A 22,384-nucleotide genomic window follows, 5' to 3' on the forward strand; every position below is an offset into this window, starting at 1 on the left:
ACCCAATTATTATGAAAATCATGCACGTGTAGCCATGTTAAGTAAATTCATAGAATTAGGTCGAGCTAATACTCAAATTGTCGCTTGAATTTACGCAACTTAGGAAAGATCTGTCTCTAAAACCTTTATTCAACAAAGCCATTAAAATACAATAATGAAATTAAAGATGAATCGATAACACTTTACCACCAAAATATGAACTACGTTTAAATCAAAGTTCGCAATCTTCTTTTATATTATGACAATAAGGATATAAATCACTATAATCAAAATCCTTCCAATACTCATCAATTATAATTTCATTTAATTTAACATATTTTTCATCTTTAATTTTATATATTGCCTCTTTATAACCTAATTCAGCCGATTTTTGCAAAAAAAATGAAGCCATCTTAGGCTTATTAATACTCAAAAAAAATAAAAATTGATTATATTCTACTTTACCTAGCTCAGAGAAACTCTCTAACTCACTTCTTTGTTGCCAAATATTCGCTTTAATTAAATCAATATCTACTCCATATGCTTTACCATAAGTATATGATTTTGAAATTAATTTCATAGATTTTTTATCGTTTTTTAAAACATATGGATACAGATAACCATATGCTTCAGGATATTTATTTTCTTTTATCAAAGAAACAAATTTGGTATAATGCTCATTTTCTTTCATATTTTTCTTATAGAGATATAATTTGTAAGAAAAAATGAAAGAACCAAACAGATAAATATTATTAACATTTTAAAAAAAAGATTCATATTATTTTTCAACCTTCATTTTAACCTTCATTCCATTTAACATCTTTCTAAGTTCCACAAATTTTTCTACAGCCACTTTATCTGCGGCTGGTACTGTTATACACCCCTCTGAAACAGAACCTAAATGAAGAAAGAAAGAGTTTCTTTTCCTAAAAATTCTAGTTAATTTCCCTTCATCCAACCACCAAGAACCACCATATTTTTCAGGTAAATACACCATATCATAGGTTCCTGGCAATACAGACCCAATGCTGGCTTTTTCTAAACAAATATCATCAGAATCATTAGCACACCACCCCTGCCCAGAAAAAATACCATTTTTAGAGTTTATATTTATCACTTGTACTGTTGAATTTATACCATCTATTCCAATTGAATTTATTGATTTCTTAATACAAGTTAAATCTCTTGCTTTAATTTTATATGTACATTCAGCAGATGTATAAATGCCATTTAATCCCAACGGATCAACCCATTGATTTGGGTCACTGACATAAACTGAATTATTCGATCCACCCAATAACCCAATCGGATCTTTACTTATATATCTTGCCTTGCGAAGTTTAAAAATATATTTTTAAACTTCTCAGGCTCATAATATCTGTAACGGTTATAGTGTAATCCTGTTTCCTCATCATAATACTGACCTTGGAAACGAATATCACTCTGTTCTAAAGGGTTCTCTGGGCTTTGGGCATTAATTTCTTGTGTTTGTCCCCAAGTATTTAAAGCAATCTCCCATACACATTCACCTCATTCATTACTTAAGGTTTGTGGAGTCCCCACTTGGTCACAGTGGTAGAAAGCAATACGTTCAATTTCGGCTCTGTTGCGACGGGTATCTGTACGCCAAACAGGATCTTTCTGAATTGAATAGGCTTCAGTCTTAAAACGCTCATAATCAGGTGTTTCGATCAGTTTGATAAACCCTGCATACCCAGCTTGAAGTAATGGCACAAAACGATCAGGCTCATACACATAATGCTTGGTATAACTATTTTGCGTATCTTGATCTTGACGTGATTCCCAAATCATTAAATCACCATCCCAACCAAATAAGGTCAGGTGCTGGTCGGTCTTCTTAAATAAACGTCGCCCAAATACATCATAACCATAACTTGTGATTTGCCCATGATGGTCACTTTAAATCAAACGATTTAAATTATCCCATTTCAGTTTAAGGGTTTTGTTGCCTTGTTGGGTTTCAATGACATTACCTTGCGCATCGTATTTATAGCGTTTGCCTTGGTATTCTTTGACCAAATTATTTTTGACTTGTGCACCTTGACTACCGCTTGTATCAATCAAATTCCCTGTAGGGTCAAAACTAAAGCTTTCTGTTTTATTTGAACTTTGACTTTTAACTAAGCGACCAATCGCATCGTATTGGAATTTCAATTGCCCTAAACGACTGTCTTGCACTTGGGTCAGCAAGTAGTTTTTGTCATAGCTATACTGACGTTGTGCTTGATGACTCAGTCGATCTACAGTTTCTTGCTCAGGCTGAATCATTTGTGCGGTGAGTAATCCCAATTCATTGTATTGATTCTGTTGAATTAAGCCATTTGCAAGATAACGCTCAGTTTCACGGTGTAAGTCATCACGTTTAAAGCCCACCATATCTTGTTTGTTCAGTGCTACACCATAGACATGCCCTGAACCATAGGTCAGATGTGCAACCTCTTGCCCATCTGGACGGATGGTCTTAATCAGATTACCCAACTCATTGTGTTCGTAATGTATTACTGCTATGAGTGTTTTGAGGTTTTACAGTTAGAGTTTTGATGTTCTTTTTTTTTAAAATCAATTATCGCTGACCAAGTTTATAACCGAGTTCAAACAAATTTCTAAATTTAGTTTAAGTTTATGTAGGATTATGAAAATCAGTCACTTAAAAATATAACACCTAATAAACCTTTATCAATTCCTTGCATTTACTCTTACTGAAGAATAAGCTAAATAGATAAACATTATTAACATTTAAAATTTTATACTCTAGCTCCACAGGACCGTCAAAAGTAGTTTCAACCAGATTACAAATTTCATTAACTTTTGGTGGTAAGTAATGTTTATTTTTAATATCTTCAATCGATTTATCATCTACTCTTTCAAGTTTTAATTGATATACATTAACAAGAGTATTTTTGTCTCGATAAACATCTATCAAACTTGTACAACAATCTATTTTTTTTGGTAATTCCTTTTTTTTGTTTAAAATAAAATCATCCATAACCTCCTTATCAATTACATTTAATTCTTCATTTTTATTATTAACAGTAGAGCAAGATATTAATATAAAAATAGAAATAAAAATAAGTGAAAAAATTTTTAAATTCATAATATCACCTTAACACACAATAAATAGAAAATGAAAAAAATATAATAATATAAAAAAATCTAGCATAGTAATCATAAATACTACTATTTTCATTTATTTTACTTAAAAATAAATAACTAGCATTATACAGTATATCAATAAAAAAAATAAAAAATGCAATTGCACCTATTAAATTCCAGTAATCATTAACACCCAAAAAAAATAATTTAATGTACATCGTTGAAAAAAAAATAATCAAACCAAGTAATAATATATACATTTTTTTAGTTTGATAAATTTTTACGATATAATTATTCATATGCATCTCTATCTCACTTTCATTTTTTATCCATTTCTCTATCTATCTCTTTACCTACAGCTTTATCTATTCCAACCCCTATCGCCTCAACTGTTGCTTTTTTTACATTATCTGGTGCAGCATCAGCTGCTTTACCAAAAACTTTACCAACTCCATAACCTGTAACTGTACTCACTACTTTATGCTTAGTTGATTTATCAGGATCAGTCCAAGTAACATATGTCCCTATTGCCGTACCACTCCCTCCTAATACAGCACCTAAAGGACTACCCACCCCTGTTGCTGTACATATAACCCCACCAATGGTTAATGCATCACTTATATTTTCTAAATTTTTTCTCTTTTGTTCCGGAGTAGTTTTGGGATTTCTCCTTGGATCACTATCTATTTTAGGCTTAGCCTGTGTACCTTGTCGACTTGGGAAATTATTTGACTGTTTTCTTGCCTTATCGTTTAGCACAGTTACTATTTTCGATGGTTCTTTCTGTATTGGATGTTGATTAATCGTATACTTTTGAGGATTATTCACTTGATCAATTGCTTTTGATTGCTGAGCACGTCCCCAATCTCCCATTGCACTTCCCATGAAATTACCATTAACTACATTCAACCCTAACGGATCCACCCACTGATTTGGATCACTCACATAACTCGAATTGTTTAATCCCCCCATCAACACAATCGGATCTTTACTGATATATCTCGCACTAAATGACTCATAATATCTGTAACGATTATAGTGTAATCCTGTTTCCACATCATAATATTGACCTTGGAATCGAATATCACTCTGTTCTAAACGCAATCCGTTCTAACTCTGCTCTATTCTTCCTTGTGTCTGTTCGCCAAACTGGATCTTTTTGAATTGAATAAGCTTCTGTTTTGAATCGTTCGTAATTTGGCGTTTCAATCAGTTGAATAAACCCTGCATGGCCTGCTTGAAGTAATGGCACAAAGCTATTATTTTCATAGATGTGATGTTTGGTATAACTATTTTGAGTATCTTGATCTTGTCGAGACTCCCAAATCATCGAGTCACCATCCCAACCAAATAAAGTCAGGTGCTGGTCGGTCTTCTTAAATAAATGACGACCAAACACATCAATTTGATTACCTATCATCTGAAGAACATGCAGGATAAAAACTTTCTGAATCAGATGAATATCACTTATAACAGCATAATAAAATAGAAACGTTATTCAGATTATTGAAAGGTCAATACAATTTAATAACGAGTAAGACACCTAATATTAATGGCTTTCTAAGTGGGATTTATAAATTTTTACGTGCATATCAATTATACCATCGGAATAACCCAACAATTCAAATTATGAAATCGTTGGATTAAGCAAGATTTGAATTAGTTAAAATCAAATGCTTATTAAATCTTTATGCAAAAAAGTCCTTTCATGCCTGTAAGTAAGGCTTACTTTTACTTCCCTTACAACGTACACTATTTTTGTTAGGTATATAATATAGTGTTATTGATATCGTTTTATAAAATTGATAGGTAAAATACCCTTTATTTAAGCCTACAGATTTTTCATTTAAGCTAGGAAATGTAATCCCTATAGCTTGATTATCAATATTACAATACAATTCACCATATTCATTTTTTTCTACCATCGTCCAACCATTTTTTTTCAAATTTTTACTTACTATTTCCCTATATATATCCATATGAAATACAACGTTACTGCTTATAAAATAATAAAACGTAGCACTCCTACTGTATTAATATCATATAAACTTAAATTGTAAATTGTAAAAATATCTTCCATTTCTTTAATATACTCAGCTTCATTTTTAGAAACTCTATGCTCTAATTGTTGTAAACTAATACCTCTTTCAATTTCGCTTTTTTCACAACCTACTAATAGTGAAATTATTAACAAAAATCGCATTAGTCTCATTATCATCTTCCAAACGAACGCATCAAACTATTGGGCGATAAATTTACGGCAAAGTGCTTTCCTAGTCAGGTGAATGAAAACCATGCACGTGTAGCCTTGTTAAATAAAGTCATAGAATTAGGTCGATCTAATTCTCAAGTTTTCACTTGAATTTACGTAACTTAGGAAAGATCTATCTCTGACGCCTTTGTGCAACAAACCCAATCAAAATTGTTATTCAAAATTTAGGTTTATTGAATGAATTTTTCATAAAAAATAATTTATTTCATACCAATAAGGCATATATGTTGAAATATTCTTTTAACAAAATTATTAATCGAAATAACCTAAAGACTTCAACTTTGGAACTAGATTTTTATTAAAGTAAATAATAACAATTAAGCAAATTAATGAGTATGTAATTGTGAAAATATAATAATAACTATCATTGTTATTATAATAAAAACTAAATTCCTGAATAAAAAAATTAATATTAAAAAACGGAATAAAAAACACTAACGAAAAAAAAATGTACAAACAAAAACTCAAAAATTTTTTTAAAATATTTCCAACCAAAGAAAATTTAATTAGCAACTTGGCATACAAATTTACCATAAAAAATAAATATACTATAAAACCAAATAAAAAAATAAACGTTTTAATCCAAATCATCAAGTATCTCACTAACTATTTATTACATGATGGAAAAGTTATTTTACCAGTACCTAATAACTCACCTGTACCAGTTATTTTACCATCTAATAATGCACCGCTTAACTTTCCAGGAGTCCTATTAATACCTGACGTACCCAAAGGTTTATTAATCATGTCTACTCTAATATAAGGTGCTTTTTTTATTGCTAATTTGCTGACAGCACCTCCTACAGCCCCCCCAGCCATTGCTCCTAATACAGCTCCAGCATCGTAATTACAAACATTCGTCACATTTTTATTTTTTGTTGCCAAACCAACTCCCTGACCTGCAATTGATGCAGCACCAGCTCCAGCTGCTGCACCAACGGCATTTGATGCCCAAGGATTGACTGCCCCTACAACTGCCCCTGTACCAACGCCGATAGGAACCCCTTTCCAACCACCAGTTGTATAACCACCTACTCCACCAGCAATACCTCCCAGTATAGCACCAGCTGCATTCAAAGGAGTTAACCCTAACTGATCCACCCACTGTATTGGATCAGCAATATATGTTCTACTGTTAATTCCACCTTCTAATCCAATAGGATCCTTGCTTAAATATCTAGCACTAAACGGCTCATAATATCTGTAACGGTTATAGTGTAATCCTGTTTCCTCATCATAATATTGACCTTGAAAACGAATATCACTCTGCTCTAAAGGATTCTCTGGATTTTGGGCATTAATTTCTTGAGTTTCTCCCCAAGTCTTTAAAGCAATCTCCCATATACATTCACCTCGTTCATTGCTTAATGCTTGCGGTGTCCCTATTTGGTCACACTGGTAAAATGCAATACGTTCAAGTTCGGCTCTGTAGCGACGGGTGTCTGTACGCCAGACTGGGTCTTTTTGAATTGAATAAGCCTCTGTTTTAAATCGCTCATAATTTGGTGTTTCTATGAGTTTTATAAAACCTGCATAACCTGCTTGCAAAAGTGGAACGAAGCTATTAGGCTCATACACATAGTGTTTGGTATAACTATTTTGAGCTTCCTGATCTTGTCGAGACTCCCAAATCATCAAGTCGCCTGCCCAACCAAATAAGGTTAGGTGCTTGTCGGTCTTCTTAAATAAACGACGACCAAACACATCATAACCATAACTTGTGATTTGACCATTGTGATCACTTTGAATCAAACGATTAAGGTTATCCCATTTCAGTTTAAGTACTTTGCTGCCTTGTTGGGTTTCAATGACGTTACCTTGCGCATCGTATTTATAGCGCTTGCCTTGGTATTCTTTCAGCAAGTTATTTTTAACATCTCTGCCTTGACTAGCACGTGTATCTATTAAGTTACCTGCAGGGTCAAAACTAAAGCTTTCAGTTGTGTGTGCATTTTGCGATTTAACTAAACGACCAATGGCATCATATTGATAATTCAATTGCCCAAAACGGCTGTCTTGCACTTGGGTCAGCAAGTAGTTTTTGTCATAGCTATACTGACGTTGTGCATGATGGCTCAGTCTATCTATAGTTTCTTGCTCAGGCTGAATGATTTGTGCGGTAAGTAAGCCCAATTCATTGTATTGATTCTGTTGAATTAAGCCATTTGCAAGATAACGCTCCGTTTCATGGTGTAAGTCATCACGTTTAAAGCCCACCATATCTTGTTTGTTCAGTGCTACACCATAAACATGCCCCGAACCATAAGTTAAGTGTGACACTTCTTGCCCATCTGGACGAATGGTCTTAATCAGATTCCCCAGTTCATCATAGTCATAACGGAGTACTGCGGTCATTGGTGTCAAATCTGGCAGTTTATAATGTTGATGTTCTCTAACCAGTTGCCCCAGCGCATTACGATAAAAGTCATTTTGACTGATGGCATTGCTGGCACGGCTCAGTTGACCATTTAAGTTATAGGCAAATTCTTCAGTTTGCGTATGGCGTGTTTCGATATGGGTATAATGTTTGGCTTTAATCTGTCCGTCAGCATAATAGTCAAATTGCGTGATCACATTCGGCTGACGGATTTGATGCAAATAACCATCTTCACAGTAGCGATAATGTTTTTCTTCACCTTCAAAATCTTGCTCTCGAACCAGTTGACCATATTGGTTATAGTCAAACAGATACTCCGCATGGTTTTGGTTAATCAGTTTTTGAATCCGACCTTGTAAATCCCATGTATAGGCAATTTGGTCTTGGTTGGCATCAAGACGTTGTTGTAGCAGACCAACAGCATTGTATTTATAGGTCGTGACTTTACCTGCGGTATCAATATGCTTCTGTAAACGCCCTTCTTGGTCATGCTCAAAGTGTTCTTTTTGCCCATCAGGATACACAATGGTTTTGAGTTGACCTTTATCTATCCCTTGAGTGCTATACAGGTATTGCACCCCTTGTTGATCGGCACCAAGTTGCTGTTGAAGCGTACCTTCTTCATCATATTGCCAAGCACTTTCTTTGCCTGAACAATCGGTATAGGCAATCATTTGCCCTAGGTCATTGTATTGAATTTTTTTACTGCCACCTTTGGCATCGATCACTTCAATCAATTGCCCTTCAGCATCGTATTTATATTCAGTTTTATGACCGAGTGGATTGATCTCTTTGCTCATCAAACCATCAGCATTGTATTCACGTTTCCAAATATAACCTTCAGGGTCTTTAACTTCGGTTAAATTACCTTTTTTATCATAGGCAAAACGAATCACACCGCTATTCGGTTGTACAATTTTATCAAGCTGACCTGCTTCATTATAATATTGCTGGGTTTCACGACCAGTAAAGTCAATTTCTCGGGTAATGCGTTTTTGTTGATCACGTGAATACCATTTTTCACGGCCATCGGCTAAACGGATGCGATAGGTAAAACCATCTAAGTCAAAGTAATAATAAGTCGGTACATGATAAGCATCATACACTGCCACTTGACGTAAACGTGGATGCCATTTCAGTGTGGTTTTATAACTACCGTCATCCGCCCATTCTTCTATGGCTTTGGCTGTCGGTAACGTTGAATCGTAACGAATGTTTTGACCACGACCTGTACGGTCAGTATATCGAGTCAATTGATGGTGGGCATTGTATTGGTATTGATGCGCATGTCCATTTTCATCAATCGCTTCAATCAAATTGCCAGATCGATCATAGCTATAACGTGCCAATGGTGTTGCAACATCATCAACAAAGATGGCAATCATTTTGCCTTGATCGTTATAAGCAAATTTTAAAGTATGTTGGAATTTTTTCAGTTGGAAATCGACGGTTTGTAAATATGCCTGTCCATTCAATACGGCATACTTCAGCTCAACTGACTCTTTGCTCTCTTCATTTTGTTCAAGCACCAGTTGATAGCTTTCACCACCATTAAAGCTTTCAAAGTCATAAGCCCAAGCACTGCCAAAATTCAGGCTTAAACGGCCATTCTCTAATGGTATGACCCGTGTGCCTTCATAAGGCACTTCATAGCCTTGTTGCACAATCGAATGTGGTAGCTGGATTTTTCTGCCTTTACCATCGATAAACACATAACCTTTGTCATGACGGATAATGCTGTTGGAAAATGGCATCATCCAACGTGCGCCCATACTACTTCCATCCAACTCATGCATTTGTGAATTATATAAGCGACTAAAAACGAGACCTATTTTCGGTAAAGCAAAGTCATTATGGCTAATTCGCTCTGCACCAATTGAATAACTAATACTATTATCGGATCCTGACTCTGCTCCAGAACAAGGTGGTGCATTCAAAGCATCTGCCTGTAAAGTTACAAATTCTAAAATATCACCTTCAGTATGACGTTCATATTCACCCGTTTGATTAATGGGTACACTGGCATTGCCTTTATTTTCATTGTTCTGGATGGCTTTTAAGGTTTCTTGAATCAACCATGCTAAACTATATTGCGTACCAGCATTGGCTTGTTCCTGAATCGCTGTGGTGATTGTGGCAAGTGCATCTGTCACCGCCTGTTGTAAATGACTTGCAGGGGCATCAATCTTCGGTTCAATATTGGCTTCAGCGTCTTGACTCAGCAAGTCAATCAATGGGCTTGCCCAGTTGGTAAATTGAAGTTGAGGGTCACGTTTTTCAGCCGAAGCCCCACCAGCACCTACAGTAACGGCTTGAGGTGGAGCAGTTGCAACCAAACTTTGTAAAATAGTGCTGCCTAACTGGCTGGCACTACTGAGTAATGCACTGAGTTTGCCTTGCGTTTCTTTTAAAAATAGTTCAAGGTCACCTGCCATACGTGCATTTAAGTGCAATTCTAAACGACGAATATCTGCAGCTTTTATTTTGCCATTTTCAGGGTAAAGACATTCAGCCATTAAACCGAGCATGGGACGTAAGGCCATACGTGCATGTGCTTCACTGGCAGGCTCTGCAAATAAGCCTATTAAATTGGCAGCCAATAATGCATTGCGTTGCACTGCGGCTGCTCCCGTCTGTGGCACAGTGGCATACAGCAGTAAATCCAAGACACTGCCTGTTAGTGCATAAATATTGGCAACAGTCGTCACTTGAGCATGGGCTTGTACATTTTTAAGAGACGTTTGGCCACACACCATCAAGAAATTTTGAACTTGATTGGCAATAATTTGATGATCCACTACATGCGTGACACTGTCTAAATTAAACACCGCCAATTCAACCGCTGGCACTTGCGGCTCTGTTTGTTGTTGATCTTGAGCATTTACAGCTTGATTTTGTTCTTGTTGTTTTTTGCTATGATTGACATCTTGAAAAGTCATGTTAACCCCTAATTCTTCTTTATCTTTAAAATTTAATCTTTCAACTTATTGGCACTAAATTGGTCATTTTCAGTAGGTTTCACCACACGAGTGGTCTCGGTGTATTTCACACCACCCGACTGATAATAAGTTTGAGTGATAAAATCATCATTTGCTTGAGTGACGCTCGTGACTGGCTTGCGTACTTCGCTCATAGGTGGTGTCACCGTTGGCGCTGTTTGTGTCGACGCACTATAAGTCGGTGCAGCACTCGTCGGGTTTGAAGTACGAATTGTTTCGGTATAAGTCAAGCTTCGCGATTGATAATAATTTTGACTGATATAGTCTTCTGAATTCGGAACAGCCTCGCTTCCTCGCATATCAGATTCGACCTGACCGATGCTTTGCAGTTGTTCAGGGTTCAAATTCATATTCAAAGGATTACTTAAGCCACCCAATATATTGGAGGTAAACTGATCTTTAAACTGATTCAGGGTCTGACTACCCAGATCCTTCAAAGCATTTTTTCCAATATCTTTGAGCGTATTGGCATTTAAATTAAATAAATTATTCTTAAGCTGAGCAGTGATGTTTTGTCCCAATTGCGTCAATGCATTTTGCAACATCCCTGACGATTGCGGTACAACTTCCTCTGCCCATGTGTAGTCTCGATCAAAGTGATTAGATTGTGACCATGCACTGCGTAAGTCTTTTTCAAGTTTGACTTGTGCAGGACCAGGCGCAATTCCTGTAATCTGAGCAAAACCATTACCATCGAGCTTTCCTGTCAATTGCTTGCCTAAAGCATCAATGACTTGATAACCACTTTGTTTAAAGAAATCTGTGCCACCATAACTGCGTAAAATGTCTAATACACCTTTGAGTGGCTTCGCTTGTGGTAATTGAGTAGACACACTGGCACTGGCACCTGGCTGGAACACATGTTGTCCAGCTTTGACCTCAAAGGTTCCACCTGTTTTCGGAAATATCCCTGAACCATTTAAAGTAATTTGTGAGCTAGCACCTGTAATCACAATTTCTTTCGGACTACTAATTTCAATTCGGTCATCCGTCGATGTAATTTTGATACCTTGCTTGGCTAACACATCTAAAGCATCTGACTGTGCTTGTATTTCGACTTTACCTTGACCTGCATAGAGTCTGGCACCAGATTGTGCTGCAAATAAGCTAATTTTCTGGCTGGCATGTGCAATCAAATTCTTTTGTGTGCTGATATTGATGCTATCACCTGCACTGTGGTTAATTTGCCCATCTGCTGATAAATGAATATCTTCAGGTGTGCTCAATGCAATCCCTTCCGGCGAGTTCAGTAGCAATAATGCTTTTTTAAATTTAGCAATATCAGCCTCAATTTGTTCAGCAAATTCTTTAAGTTGATCGACTGACTCAATTTCATCAGTTTGTTGCTGTTTAGCAATATCACTTAAAGCCTTGGTATTGGTCTGGCTGGCTTCTAATTGTTTTTTCGCTTCTTCTGCCGCTAAATGATCACCTTTTGCGGCATCCTGTTTGTAGGTCGAAACCAATAAACCTTGTCCTGCCCGTACCGCACCCCACTGGTCGGTTCTGAGCTCAAAACCTTCGCCTCGCCCTTCACTTTCTTCTGTTTCTTTGGGGTGACTTAAGTTACCCAAGTTGAGTTGAGTTACCCCATGACTGCTTTGTAGTTGGGTGGAGATTTGTCCTGTGGTGTCATCAAAGCGTAACTGACCAAAGCCTTCACCTTGAACTTCTTTGGAGCGAATCCCTGCCAATTTTTTAGTATCTGGCAATTGACCTTTAATGTCGAACTTGGTTGGGCTACGTTGTGCTTCATGAATACGCCCCACCACAAATGGTCGGTCAATGTTACCATCAAAGAAGTCAATCACTACAATTTCATTGATACGAGGAAGGAAGCGTGCCCCATAACCCTCACCTGCCCATGGGGTCAGGACATCGACCCAAGCAGAGTCAGTATCGTCATTATTTGAGCCTGCTCCACCATCAAACTGGTGATCTTCGTTACGGGTGAACAAGAAACGGACTTTAATCCGTCCCCATTCATCGACATGGATTTCTTCACCTGCAGGTCCAACGACTTTGGCACGTTGCGGATGTGCGGCTGGGCGATGTGCCAGTGGGTTGTATTCTGGAACGGTGGTGATGTTACGACGTTGCAGGATTAAGCTGTTGGCTTGGCGTTCATCATTTTGGTTGGTGCTGGTTGTGCTAATGAGGTTTGAGCTGACTGCACCATTAAAACGGTTTTGCGTCCATTGGCTTTGTGCCAGTAATGCATTGATCTGATCATTCAGATCTTTGGGTAAGTTGTTTTGGTTATAGAAAGTCTTACCCACAATCAGAAATTCTTTGTCTGCACCGCTGTGTTGGTCTATTTCTGGGTGTTCGTTAAACTCAAACCAATAACCGACCTGACTATCACGTACAGTTGAGTTCGCAATGAATTGTTTGCTTTTGGCATCGTAGTAATTGCTGAGGTTTTGGTTGAGCTTTTCAATCTGGCTGTTGCTGGATGCAGTGGTTTGATCTTCACCGTTTAAGTCTTGCATCCACGCTGGGCTGAAGTGCCATGCTTGTTCTAAGCCTAAGCTGGCATTGTCTTGATTTTGACTGTGTTGGTGTTTGCTTTGGACTGAACCAGCCCTTCTTCTTGTTCGAGGACATCGGCTTGCCAGCGTTGTACATGAACAGCAGTGGGTTGTAGGGAGCGTTGTCCAATAAAACTGGTGATACTGTCTTGTTGTTCTGTGGCACTACTACGATGAAAACGAATATTACGACGCTCTAAGGCGTTGTATTGGCTGTTGTCATCAATCAGACGTAGTTTTTGGGCTTCAATTGAAGCCGATGAATTGGGTACATTAAAGTTGTGCTTCATCAATGAGCCAGTTGATACCTTCACTACGCATCAAGCGAGTAAGGAAGTCGTAATCCGTTTCATTGCTTTGCATGATGAATGGACGGACATCGTACTGGTTTTTAAGTCCGCTAATATCAAGGCTTAAGCTCGATGCAAACAATGGACTTTTGTTTTGCCATTCCTGAAAAAGCGTATCGACCACATCCACAACAGATTTATTCATAAACACACGGCTATTGCGTCGTTTATGCCACAGTGAAGTTGGGTCTTCTAGTGTGAGTTTATATAGGGTGAGTGAGCCGTCACTTTGCCCTTGTGCAGCTTCAGTAATAATGCCCGTAGTACGGAATAACTTGCCATTGTCCGTGACTTGATCGACGGCTACCTGACTGCCAATGAATTCTTTTAAAGAGATCTGCGCATTGGTGGACAGACAGATGAGTTCTGCCTTTAACCCCTCGTTTAAGGCATGTTGTCCATCTATTCGTTGTAAAAAGACTTGGCTGTTTAAGTTTGAATTTGAAAATTGAACATGGATGGCACGTTTTTGTGCGGTAAGTCCCAATTGTTCTAAGGCCGAAAAGATATTGGCAAGCATCTTTATTATCTATAGTTAAAGGTTTATTTAAGTGTTCTATTTAATCAAAAAAGCTGTTTACAAAACAGTGCATATGTAGCATAAGTTGTTATGAAATGTAAATTGGTTATCGAATAGTCGTTGATTCTTTTAGTAAATTTAGTGAAAAGTAATGTAATTATTCTTGTCTTATCACAATGGTATTCACAATATGTATCTAATATATCAGATTTTATATGTATATGAGCATTGTATCTATTCCAGTAATATATCCTCACTAGCTTAGAAGGCATGAATTACTTTTAATCAATGCGCCAAAAAACACTAAATTGTTATAAAACACACAACAGGATTTAACCTGATCAAGCTTTAAATTGAATTTAGAGTTATCGTTTTTTCAATTATTAGTCATTTTTTGGCTACCCTCTCAGTCCATTCGAACCGAATGAATAATGAATTAGATGAAATATTCATCATAAAGACAATTGATTTTTAACATGAATTGAATACTCATTTTATAAGGTCTACAATTTGCAAAACTATATGGAATTTATTTCATTAGATTCCTTTTTTGTAAAAACACTAGGCTTGTAAATGAATAAAGTTAAATTAATTCAACTACTTATTTTAAGTGGTTTGGGTTTGGCAGTAAACGGTTATACAGCATCAACAGATGCTGCAATAGCAAATACGGGTTCTCAAGAATTACTCATTGGAACTTGGACTGGTGGTGTTCCAGATGGTGCAGGTGCTTTAAAACCTGTATTTAACAGTCAAGGGATATATAAAGTTCGTCTTAATGCCGATGGTACGATGTTACCGATCAGTCAAGTCAAACTAAGTAATCCATCTTGGTTGGCTTTTTCTAAAAATCAACAGTTTGTATATGCCACCAATGAAGATAATGGTGATAAAGACGGTAAAGTTTCTGCTTTAAAATTTACAAAAAAGGGTGATTTACAGTTACTGAATAGTGTCAAAAGTCATGGTCAACAACCGACTCACGCAGAAGTTTCTCCAGACAATAAATTTCTATTGATTTCTAACTATTCTGAACGCCCTAATCATGCAGGTGTAACCGTTTTTTCAATTAAAAAAGATGGTAAAGTTGGTAAATTAGTGCAAAAAATTGCCTTTATTACAGGTAGTCAAGCACTTCCAGATCGTCAAGCGGATGGGCATGCACATTCAACTGCATTTAGTCCAGACGGTAAAATTGTTTATATGGCAGACTTGGGTAGCGACCTGATCAAAGCATATCATTATGATGCAGAAGCCAAGCAACCATTAAAAGCTGCGCCAAATCTTGATTTGAAATTTAACAGCGGTAGTGGTCCACGTCATTTAGTCTTTAGTAAAAATGGCAATTATATTTATGCGACGACCGAAATGGGCGCTCAAATTATTGTCTTTAAACGTGTGTTTGATTCGTATAAAGTTATTCAACAAGCCAATTTGACAGATCAAGATGATCCAGATTCTAAAGGTGGTGCGGGCTTAATTTTCTCACCAGATCAGAAATTCTTGTATGTCGGCAACCGTAAAAAAGTCAATGAAATCGTAGCTTATGCTGTTGATAGTAAAAACGGTAAATTATCTTTAGTTGGTCGTTACCCAAGTGGTGGTATTGAGCCACGTGCTTTTGATATTGATGCCACAGGTCAATATTTAATTGTTGCCAATGTATTTAGTAATACAGTAAGCCAGTTTAAACGTGATTTAAAAACAGGTGAACTTAGCCCTACTCAAATTGCGCTACAAATCGGTTTACCGACTGATGTGAAATTTATTCCTAAGCAATAAATGCATTTAAAAAGATTCAATGCATAAAAAAGGTCACTTTGGTGACCTTTTTTATTGAAACTTAATGATCTTATAACAGAGACACAAATAATTAGCCCTGCTGAGCCACAAATTTCGCACGTGCTGCATGCAATTTTTTATAACTTTCGATTAAACGTAAATGACGGTCTAAGCCTTCAAGTTGCATATTGGTTTCTGTTAAGCCATAGAAACGAATGCTTCCGTCCATTGAGCCAATCACGGCATCCATACGTTCTTCACCAAACATATGACGGAAATTCGCTTCATAATCATTCAGATCTAATTCGTCATCGAGTTCAACTTCAAGCACCACATTCATGCATTGATAAAACAATCCACGTTCAACCGTATTGGTGTTGTATTGTAAGAATTGTTCAACCAAGTCTTTAGCTTCTTCAAACTGTTGTAATGCAACATAAATAAGAAGTTTAAGTTCTAGTACCGTCAATTGTCCCCATTCAGTATTGTCATCAAATTCAATCCCAATGAGGGTGACAATATCGGTGTAATCATCAACTTCTAACTCTTCTAATCGTTCAACCAAAGATTCAAGCTGTTCATCATCTAAACGATGGATATTTAAAATATCTTCACGGAAAGGTAATGCTTTGTTGGTATTGTCCCAGATCAGATCTTCTACCAAATAAATTTCAGAATAATTAGGCACCAAAATACGACAAGCCGTTGCACCTAAGTGTTTATAGACTGCCATATACACTTCTTTGCCCATATCTTCTAAAATGCCGAATAATGTTGAGGCTTCAGCTTCATTGTCACCATTGCCTGTGAAATCCCATTCCACAAATTCAAAATCGGATTTGGCACTGAAGAAACGCCAAGACACCACACCGCTTGAATCAATAAAATGTTCGACAAAGTTATTCGGTTCAGTCACTGCATTTGAGCTAAAAGTCGGTTTTGGTAAATCATTTAAACCTTCAAAACTACGACCTTGTAACAGTTCCGTCAAACTGCGTTCTAATGCGACTTCAAGTTTTGGATGTGCACCGAAAGAAGCAAAAACACCGCCTGTACGTGGGTTCATTAACGTCACACACATCACAGGATATTGACCGCCAAGTGAAGCATCTTTCACTAAAACAGGGAAACCTTGTTCTTCTAAGCCTTTAATGCCTTCAACAATACTCGGATATTTCGCTAACACTTCCGCTGGCACGTCTGGAAGAGTGAGTTCGCCTTCCAAGATTTCACGTTTCACCGCACGTTCAAAAATTTCAGATAAACATTGAACTTGTGCTTCTGCCAAAGTGTTCCCAGCACTCATACCATTCGACAGGTACAAGTTTTCAATCAGGTTCGATGGGAAATAAACAGTTTCACCATCAGACTGGCGTACGAATGGCAGTGAGCAAATACCACGTGCCGTATTGCCTGAGTTGGTGTCGTATAGATGTGTGCCTAAAAGCTCACCCTCTGGATTATAAATGTCACGAGTGTAATCATCTAAGATTTCAGTTGGTAATTCACCCTTTGGACCCGGTTGAAACCATTGTTCATCTGGATAATGCACAAATTCAGCGTTGGCAATGTCTTCACCCCAGAATTGATCGTTATAAAAGAAGTTGCAGTTTAAACGCTCGATAAATTCGCCTAGCGCTGATGCTAAAGCACTTTCTTTGGTTGCACCTTTACCATTGGTAAAACACATTGGTGATTGCGCATCACGAATATGCAATGACCAAACATTCGGCACAATGTTACGCCATGATGCAATTTCAATCTTCATCCCCAAACCGGCCAAAATACCTGACATATTGGCAATGGTTTCTTCTAAAGGTAAATCTTTACCTGGAATAAAGGTGCTGCTCCCCGCTGCTAAATTTGGCATGAGAAGTGCTTGAGCATCTGCATCAATGCTTTCCACTTCTTCAATCACAAACTCAGGACCAGTTTGAATGACTTTTTTCACCGTACAACGGTCAATCGAACGTAAAATCCCTAAACGATCTTTTTCAGAAATGTCTGATGGAAGTTCGACCTGAATTTTAAAAATTTGTTTATAGCGATTTTCAGGATCAACAATATTGTTTTGCGATAAACGAATGTTATCTGTTGGGATGTCTCGTGCAGCACAATAGACTTTTACAAAGTAAGCTGCACATAAAGCCGATGATGCTAAAAAGTAGTCGAATGGACCTGGCGCTGAACCATCACCTTTATAACGAATCGGCTGATCGGCAATGACAGTGAAGTCATCAAACTTCGCCTCTTGTCGAAGGTTATCGAGATAATTGACTTTGATTTCCATGCAGGTACCTAACGATTGTGATGTGTTTTTTTCAAACACATCAAAAAATTCAATTTTTTGGAATTGGCCAAATAACGTGATGTCATTGACTTAAAATAGAAAATAAATAGATCAGCGACAAAATACGAGTATTTGTTTGAAAGCTGAAAAAGAATGAACGAATTTTACCGAATAATTGCAAAGAAATAAGGTTTTTTATCAAAGAAAAACGCTTTTTTCGCAAATAAAAGGATATTCGACCGGTTAATATCTCTAAAATTCAAATAACACACGATTTTAAAAATTTAATCAGAAAAAATAAATAAGCTTAAACTGGCACTCATTTTGCTTATTCAATATTACGATTTATAAAAAAAGTAATATCGGGGCGAGATTATGAGTTATGTTGCAAAAGAACTGAGCAAGCAAAATAAAATATTGCTGAGCTTTTGTTCTTTTTTAATCCCAGTTTTAATTTGGTGTGCTGTTAGTTATTTACCTTTTATCTGGCATCCACAAGTACAAATTACTGAAGCAGGCAGTGTGAGCTATTTTCAGGTCGATAGCCGTGTAGAAAAAGCGGTGTTTTATAGCGAAGCACAAAATGCAGTTAATCAAGGTTTAGCCCCACCTCAAGGGAAATTGGTCAATCCGATATACTTACCAGCACCACATGAGGTCGCAAAAGCTTTAGTCACAGCATTCACCACTCCTCCCGTTCAAGACAATGCACCGTGGTTTCACCAAAGTTTGTGGCACAGTATTAAGTTAGTTTTTATTGCTTTTTTTATCTCATCATTGATAGGTTTACCTTTAGGTATTTTGTGTGGTTTTTCGTCAAAAATTTCTTTGTTAACAGAACCTTTTGTTGAGTTTTTCCGTTACTTACCAGCGCCAGCCTTTGGTGCATTGGCTGTGGCAATCTTGGGCATTAATGATGCACCGAAAATAGCCATCATCGTCATTGGTACATTATTTCAACAAATTTTGATTATTGCCAACACCACACGACTGGTTGACAGAAGTCTCATCGAAGCAGGATTTACTTTAGGCACCAATAAAATCAAAAGTTTATTTTATGTGGTCATCCCTGCTGCATTGCCTGAAATCTATCGTAATTTACGTGTTTTATTAGGCTGGGCATGGACCTACCTCATTGTTGCTGAATTGATTGGAAGCACTTCAGGCATTACTTGGTTTATTACTCAACAAGCACGTTATCAAAATTTCGAAAATGTATTTGCCGCTATTTTAATTATCGGTTTAGTCGGTCTTATTTGTGACATGGTTTTAATGAGATTGGGTCAACGCTTATTTAAATGGAAAGCAGGAGCACACTAATGGAAAATTTAGAATTTAATTCATCTGAATATTTTCAAAAAATCTATAAACGCCCTGTCCTTCTAGAGGCGAAAAATCTCACACAAACGTTTAAACATGGCAAGACTGAGCGTACGGTTTTAAATGCACTCAATTTAAAAATTCATAAACGTGAGTTTATTTGTGTGATTGGTCCATCTGGATGTGGAAAATCGACATTTAGTCGTGTGGTTGCAGGTTTAGATGCTTATAGCAGTGGTGAAATTTTGGTGGATGGCAAGGCAATTACTGGACCAAGCCCAGAGCGTGGCATGGTGTTTCAGGGTTATACCCTATTTCCATGGAAAACAGTGAAAGAAAATGTCATGTTTGGCCCCCTCATGAAAGGTCAAAGCCAAGCGACTGCTGAAGCGCATGCTAGAGAATGGATTAATATTATTGGTTTAGATAAGTATGAAAACCAATATCCACATGAACTTTCTGGCGGGATGAAACAACGCGTTGCCATTGCTCGTGCACTGGTGAATGAACCAAAAATACTGCTCATGGATGAACCTTTTGGTGCACTAGATCCGCATACTCGCCAAAAAATGCAGCGCCATTTGATGGATTTATGGCAGAACATCGATATCACCATTATTTTCGTGACTCACGATATGGACGAAGCGATTTTACTCGCAGATCGTATTGTTGCATTAAAAGCCAATCCAGGGGAAATCAAAGAAATTATAGAAGTGAATTTACCCCGACCTCGTCACCCAGATGTCATGTTAACACCTGAATTTAAAAAGTTACGTCAACATGTCGATCAATTGGTGCATGCCGATGAAGATGAATTAGATCCTGCATTGGCTGAACTACCAGTGATTCCAAGAATGACTCAAGTCAGCCATTGCAAATAATCTATATGTTCCTCAAATCTTTGGGACGACCCAAAGATGTTATTTTCCAGTTGGACGACCAACGATCAAGGTGATTGTCATGCAAAGTCAATATGTACTGCCACTCGTTGATATTTCAAAAATGCATAGCCCAAATCTTACAGATCGACTTGAAGTCGCTCACGCGCTTGATCAAGCCTGTAAAGATGTTGGATTCCTCTATTTAAAAGGGACTCAATTTAATTTTGACTATGCTCAGCAGTTAATTGAGCTGGCAAAATCTTATTTTGCCAAAGACCTCGACACTAAAATGCAGCATTATATTGGTCAATCTCAGAACCATAGTGGTTACGTCCCCATTGGTGAAGAACAATTTGCTGGACAAAGCTATGATTTAAAAGAAGCTTACGATGTCAATTATGACTATTTGGGGTCTCCTACAGATTGTCCATTATTAGGACCGACTTTATGGCCTGAAGATGCGCATTTCAAAAGCATTGTCAGTCAATATTATGGTCACTTAAGAGGCATTAGCGCACAGATCTTTCAAGCATTTGCTTTGGCTTTAAATGTTGATGAACATTATTTTGATGAAAAAATTACCCATGCCCCAAGTCAATTAAGGTTGATTCATTATCCTTACCATCCTGAAGTTCAAGATGCAGAAGGTATTGGTGCGCATACTGATTATGAGTGTTTTACCTTATTGTTACCGACTGCACCCGGACTGCAAGTTCTAAATAAAGCGGGTGAATGGATTGATATTCCTTTAATTCCAGATACTTTGATCATGAACATTGGCGATATGATGGAAATTCTGTCGAATGGAAAGTACTTGGCCACAAAGCATCGAGTCAAAAAAGTTGCCGAAGAACGATATTCATTTCCATTATTCTGCGCCTGTAACTATGACACGGTAATTGAACCCGTCATTCATGATCAAGATTCAAAATACCAAGCGTTAATTGGGGGTGAACATCTATTTAATCAGACTGCACAAACTTTTGCTTACTTGAAACGTCGAGTTGCGTCGGGTGAATTGGTATTAAAAAATGCCGTGCCCTTGTCTTCTTTTGGTTTAAACGAACAATTGGAAGATGCTTGATGAATCTATACGAAGCGCTAAACTCGATTGAAACGACAGAACAACATCAAGCTGTTATTCCAAGCTATTTATATGGTGCTTTTCGCCGTAAAAGTATTAGTTTTTATAATGGATTAACTGATGAAAATACCATTGTCTATTGGTTTCAATCACGTAGTTTTACCATTGATTTAAGGCTTAAACATCCTACTGAAACGCCTGTGGTAGAACGTCAAGGTTGGATTGGAGATACACGCTGGGATACACAAACTGAATTGTTATCATGGCATGTGAAAGATCATGCAAATTATCAAAATCATGTGCAGTGGCCAGAACCTGCAAAACTACATGCTATTGGAAACTGTATTTTAGAGTTTTCACCAAGCAATGTATATGTGGAAGACTGGCGCCAACAGGTTCAACATGGACTTTTTTTAGGATTACGTTTAAAGAGAGCCTTAGATTTAACTTCACAGCAATTTTTGGATTTGGACGGTGGTTTGATTATTTGTGACAATCATTTTGCCTTTTCATTGACACGTCTTCCTCATGATCAAGACCAAGTACAGCAACTCGATTTAAATTCAAATGCTTTGACTGATGAAGATTTAACTGCAATTGAAAGTTTTGAAGTTTCAGTTAGATTTGACGGTATAAAACGTTTAAGTACCACGCATATTGAAGCGCAGTCCAACTTTAATTTAGAAGGATTTAAAGTTTTAGATGCACATCATTTGCTACAACAAATTGAATGGTACGGTCGGAGTATTGAATTGACCTTCGAAGTTGACATGTATATTCCAGCATATTCTTTCCAACACAGCACCGAAACAACGCAAGATGCGCAAGCGTGGTTCACGCAGCAAAAGGATCATTTGGCGCATCATGCAGAAATTGTTTTGTAGG

General features: G+C 37.2%; 11 protein-coding genes and 5 pseudogenes. 7 read left to right on the forward strand and 9 right to left on the reverse strand.

Annotated features, from left to right (window positions below; all coding sequences use genetic code 11):
- Window positions 1-211: 211 nt before the first annotated feature.
- The 5 genes and pseudogenes from G8E00_RS07920 to G8E00_RS16390 all read right to left on the reverse strand — a co-directional run.
- Window positions 212-670: a hypothetical protein gene (locus G8E00_RS07920; protein ID WP_166223482.1), complete on the reverse strand. Its 459-nt coding sequence runs from the start codon at window positions 668-670 to the stop codon at window positions 212-214.
- Window positions 671-757: 87 nt separating this feature from the next.
- Window positions 758-1,219 (reverse strand): DUF2778 domain-containing protein, encoded by a 462-nt coding sequence (locus G8E00_RS16385; protein ID WP_171522896.1) that lies wholly within the window; start codon window positions 1,217-1,219, stop codon window positions 758-760.
- Window positions 1,208-2,427: pseudogene (locus G8E00_RS16345) on the reverse strand (RHS repeat-associated core domain-containing protein); the annotation flags it as partial. The pseudogene G8E00_RS16345 and the gene G8E00_RS16385, both read right to left, overlap by 12 nt.
- 235 nt (window positions 2,428-2,662) lie before the next feature.
- Complete coding sequence (locus tag G8E00_RS07940; protein WP_166223491.1) at window positions 2,663-3,094, reverse strand: hypothetical protein; 432 nt, start codon at window positions 3,092-3,094, stop codon at window positions 2,663-2,665.
- A gap of 905 nt (window positions 3,095-3,999) precedes the next feature.
- Window positions 4,000-4,495 (reverse strand): annotated as a pseudogene (locus G8E00_RS16390) (RHS repeat-associated core domain-containing protein); the annotation flags it as partial.
- Between G8E00_RS16390 and G8E00_RS16395 the strand changes: the two are divergent.
- Window positions 4,493-4,740 (forward strand): annotated as a pseudogene (locus tag G8E00_RS16395) (IS982 family transposase); the annotation flags it as partial. The pseudogenes G8E00_RS16390 and G8E00_RS16395 sit on opposite strands and share 3 nt — an antisense overlap.
- A 352-nt stretch (window positions 4,741-5,092) precedes the next feature.
- Here G8E00_RS16395 and G8E00_RS07960 read toward each other — a convergent pair.
- Window positions 5,093-5,296 (reverse strand): hypothetical protein, encoded by a 204-nt coding sequence (locus tag G8E00_RS07960; protein WP_166223497.1) that lies wholly within the window; start codon window positions 5,294-5,296, stop codon window positions 5,093-5,095.
- 30 nt (window positions 5,297-5,326) lie between these two features.
- Between G8E00_RS07960 and G8E00_RS07965 the strand changes: the two are divergent.
- Window positions 5,327-5,455 (forward strand): annotated as a pseudogene (locus G8E00_RS07965) (IS5/IS1182 family transposase); the annotation flags it as partial.
- A gap of 516 nt (window positions 5,456-5,971) precedes the next feature.
- Here the strand turns inward: G8E00_RS07965 and G8E00_RS07970 are convergent.
- Window positions 5,972-10,681 (reverse strand): RHS repeat-associated core domain-containing protein, encoded by a 4,710-nt coding sequence (locus G8E00_RS07970; RefSeq protein WP_166223500.1) that lies wholly within the window; start codon window positions 10,679-10,681, stop codon window positions 5,972-5,974.
- 32 nt (window positions 10,682-10,713) lie between these two features.
- Window positions 10,714-14,142: pseudogene (locus tag G8E00_RS07975) on the reverse strand (type VI secretion system Vgr family protein).
- A 573-nt stretch (window positions 14,143-14,715) separates the two neighbouring features.
- On the opposite strand from G8E00_RS07975, the gene G8E00_RS07980 reads away from it, so the two are divergent.
- Entirely contained in the window at window positions 14,716-15,924 is a 1,209-nt protein-coding gene (locus tag G8E00_RS07980) for a lactonase family protein (RefSeq protein ID WP_166223503.1), read from the forward strand.
- 91 nt (window positions 15,925-16,015) lie between these two features.
- Here G8E00_RS07980 and G8E00_RS07985 read toward each other — a convergent pair whose 3' ends face one another.
- On the reverse strand, window positions 16,016-18,214 hold the full coding sequence (locus tag G8E00_RS07985; RefSeq protein WP_166223506.1) for an OsmC domain/YcaO domain-containing protein: 2,199 nt from the start codon (window positions 18,212-18,214) through the stop codon (window positions 16,016-16,018).
- Between the two features lie 375 nt (window positions 18,215-18,589).
- On the opposite strand from G8E00_RS07985, the gene G8E00_RS07990 reads away from it, so the two are divergent.
- From G8E00_RS07990 to G8E00_RS08005, 4 genes are all read left to right on the forward strand, one after another.
- Window positions 18,590-19,534 (forward strand): ABC transporter permease, encoded by a 945-nt coding sequence (locus G8E00_RS07990; RefSeq protein WP_166223509.1) that lies wholly within the window; start codon window positions 18,590-18,592, stop codon window positions 19,532-19,534.
- The gene (locus tag G8E00_RS07995; RefSeq protein ID WP_166223513.1) at window positions 19,534-20,415 is read left to right on the forward strand and encodes an ABC transporter ATP-binding protein; all 882 of its coding nucleotides are present in this window, start codon (window positions 19,534-19,536) and stop codon (window positions 20,413-20,415) included. Before G8E00_RS07990 ends, G8E00_RS07995 begins: the two co-directional genes overlap by 1 nt.
- Window positions 20,416-20,494: 79 nt before the next feature.
- Entirely contained in the window at window positions 20,495-21,499 is a 1,005-nt protein-coding gene (locus G8E00_RS08000) for an isopenicillin N synthase family dioxygenase (RefSeq protein WP_166223516.1), read from the forward strand.
- Window positions 21,499-22,383: a hypothetical protein gene (locus G8E00_RS08005; protein WP_166223519.1), complete on the forward strand. Its 885-nt coding sequence runs from the start codon at window positions 21,499-21,501 to the stop codon at window positions 22,381-22,383. The genes G8E00_RS08000 and G8E00_RS08005 overlap by 1 nt, the downstream gene beginning before the upstream one ends.
- Window position 22,384: the final 1 nt, after the last annotated feature.

This window comes from Acinetobacter shaoyimingii (assembly GCF_011578045.1).
Taxonomy (GTDB): Bacteria; Pseudomonadota; Gammaproteobacteria; order Pseudomonadales; family Moraxellaceae; genus Acinetobacter; species Acinetobacter shaoyimingii.

Bases quoted from the DNA above. Each gene is read 5' to 3' on its own strand.
- G8E00_RS07920 (WP_166223482.1), bottom strand. From the start codon at position 670: ATGAAAGAAAATGAGCATTATACCAAATTTGTTTCTTTGATAAAAGAA.
- G8E00_RS07940 (WP_166223491.1), bottom strand. From the start codon at position 3,094: ATGAATTTAAAAATTTTTTCACTTATTTTTATTTCTATTTTTATATTA.
- G8E00_RS07960 (WP_166223497.1), bottom strand. From the start codon at position 5,296: ATGCGATTTTTGTTAATAATTTCACTATTAGTAGGTTGTGAAAAAAGC.
- G8E00_RS07970 (WP_166223500.1), bottom strand. From the start codon at position 10,681: ATGACTTTTCAAGATGTCAATCATAGCAAAAAACAACAAGAACAAAAT.
- G8E00_RS07980 (WP_166223503.1), top strand. From the start codon at position 14,716: ATGAATAAAGTTAAATTAATTCAACTACTTATTTTAAGTGGTTTGGGT.
- G8E00_RS07985 (WP_166223506.1), bottom strand. From the start codon at position 18,214: ATGGAAATCAAAGTCAATTATCTCGATAACCTTCGACAAGAGGCGAAG.
- G8E00_RS07990 (WP_166223509.1), top strand. From the start codon at position 18,590: ATGAGTTATGTTGCAAAAGAACTGAGCAAGCAAAATAAAATATTGCTG.
- G8E00_RS07995 (WP_166223513.1), top strand. From the start codon at position 19,534: ATGGAAAATTTAGAATTTAATTCATCTGAATATTTTCAAAAAATCTAT.
- G8E00_RS08000 (WP_166223516.1), top strand. From the start codon at position 20,495: ATGCAAAGTCAATATGTACTGCCACTCGTTGATATTTCAAAAATGCAT.
- G8E00_RS08005 (WP_166223519.1), top strand. From the start codon at position 21,499: ATGAATCTATACGAAGCGCTAAACTCGATTGAAACGACAGAACAACAT.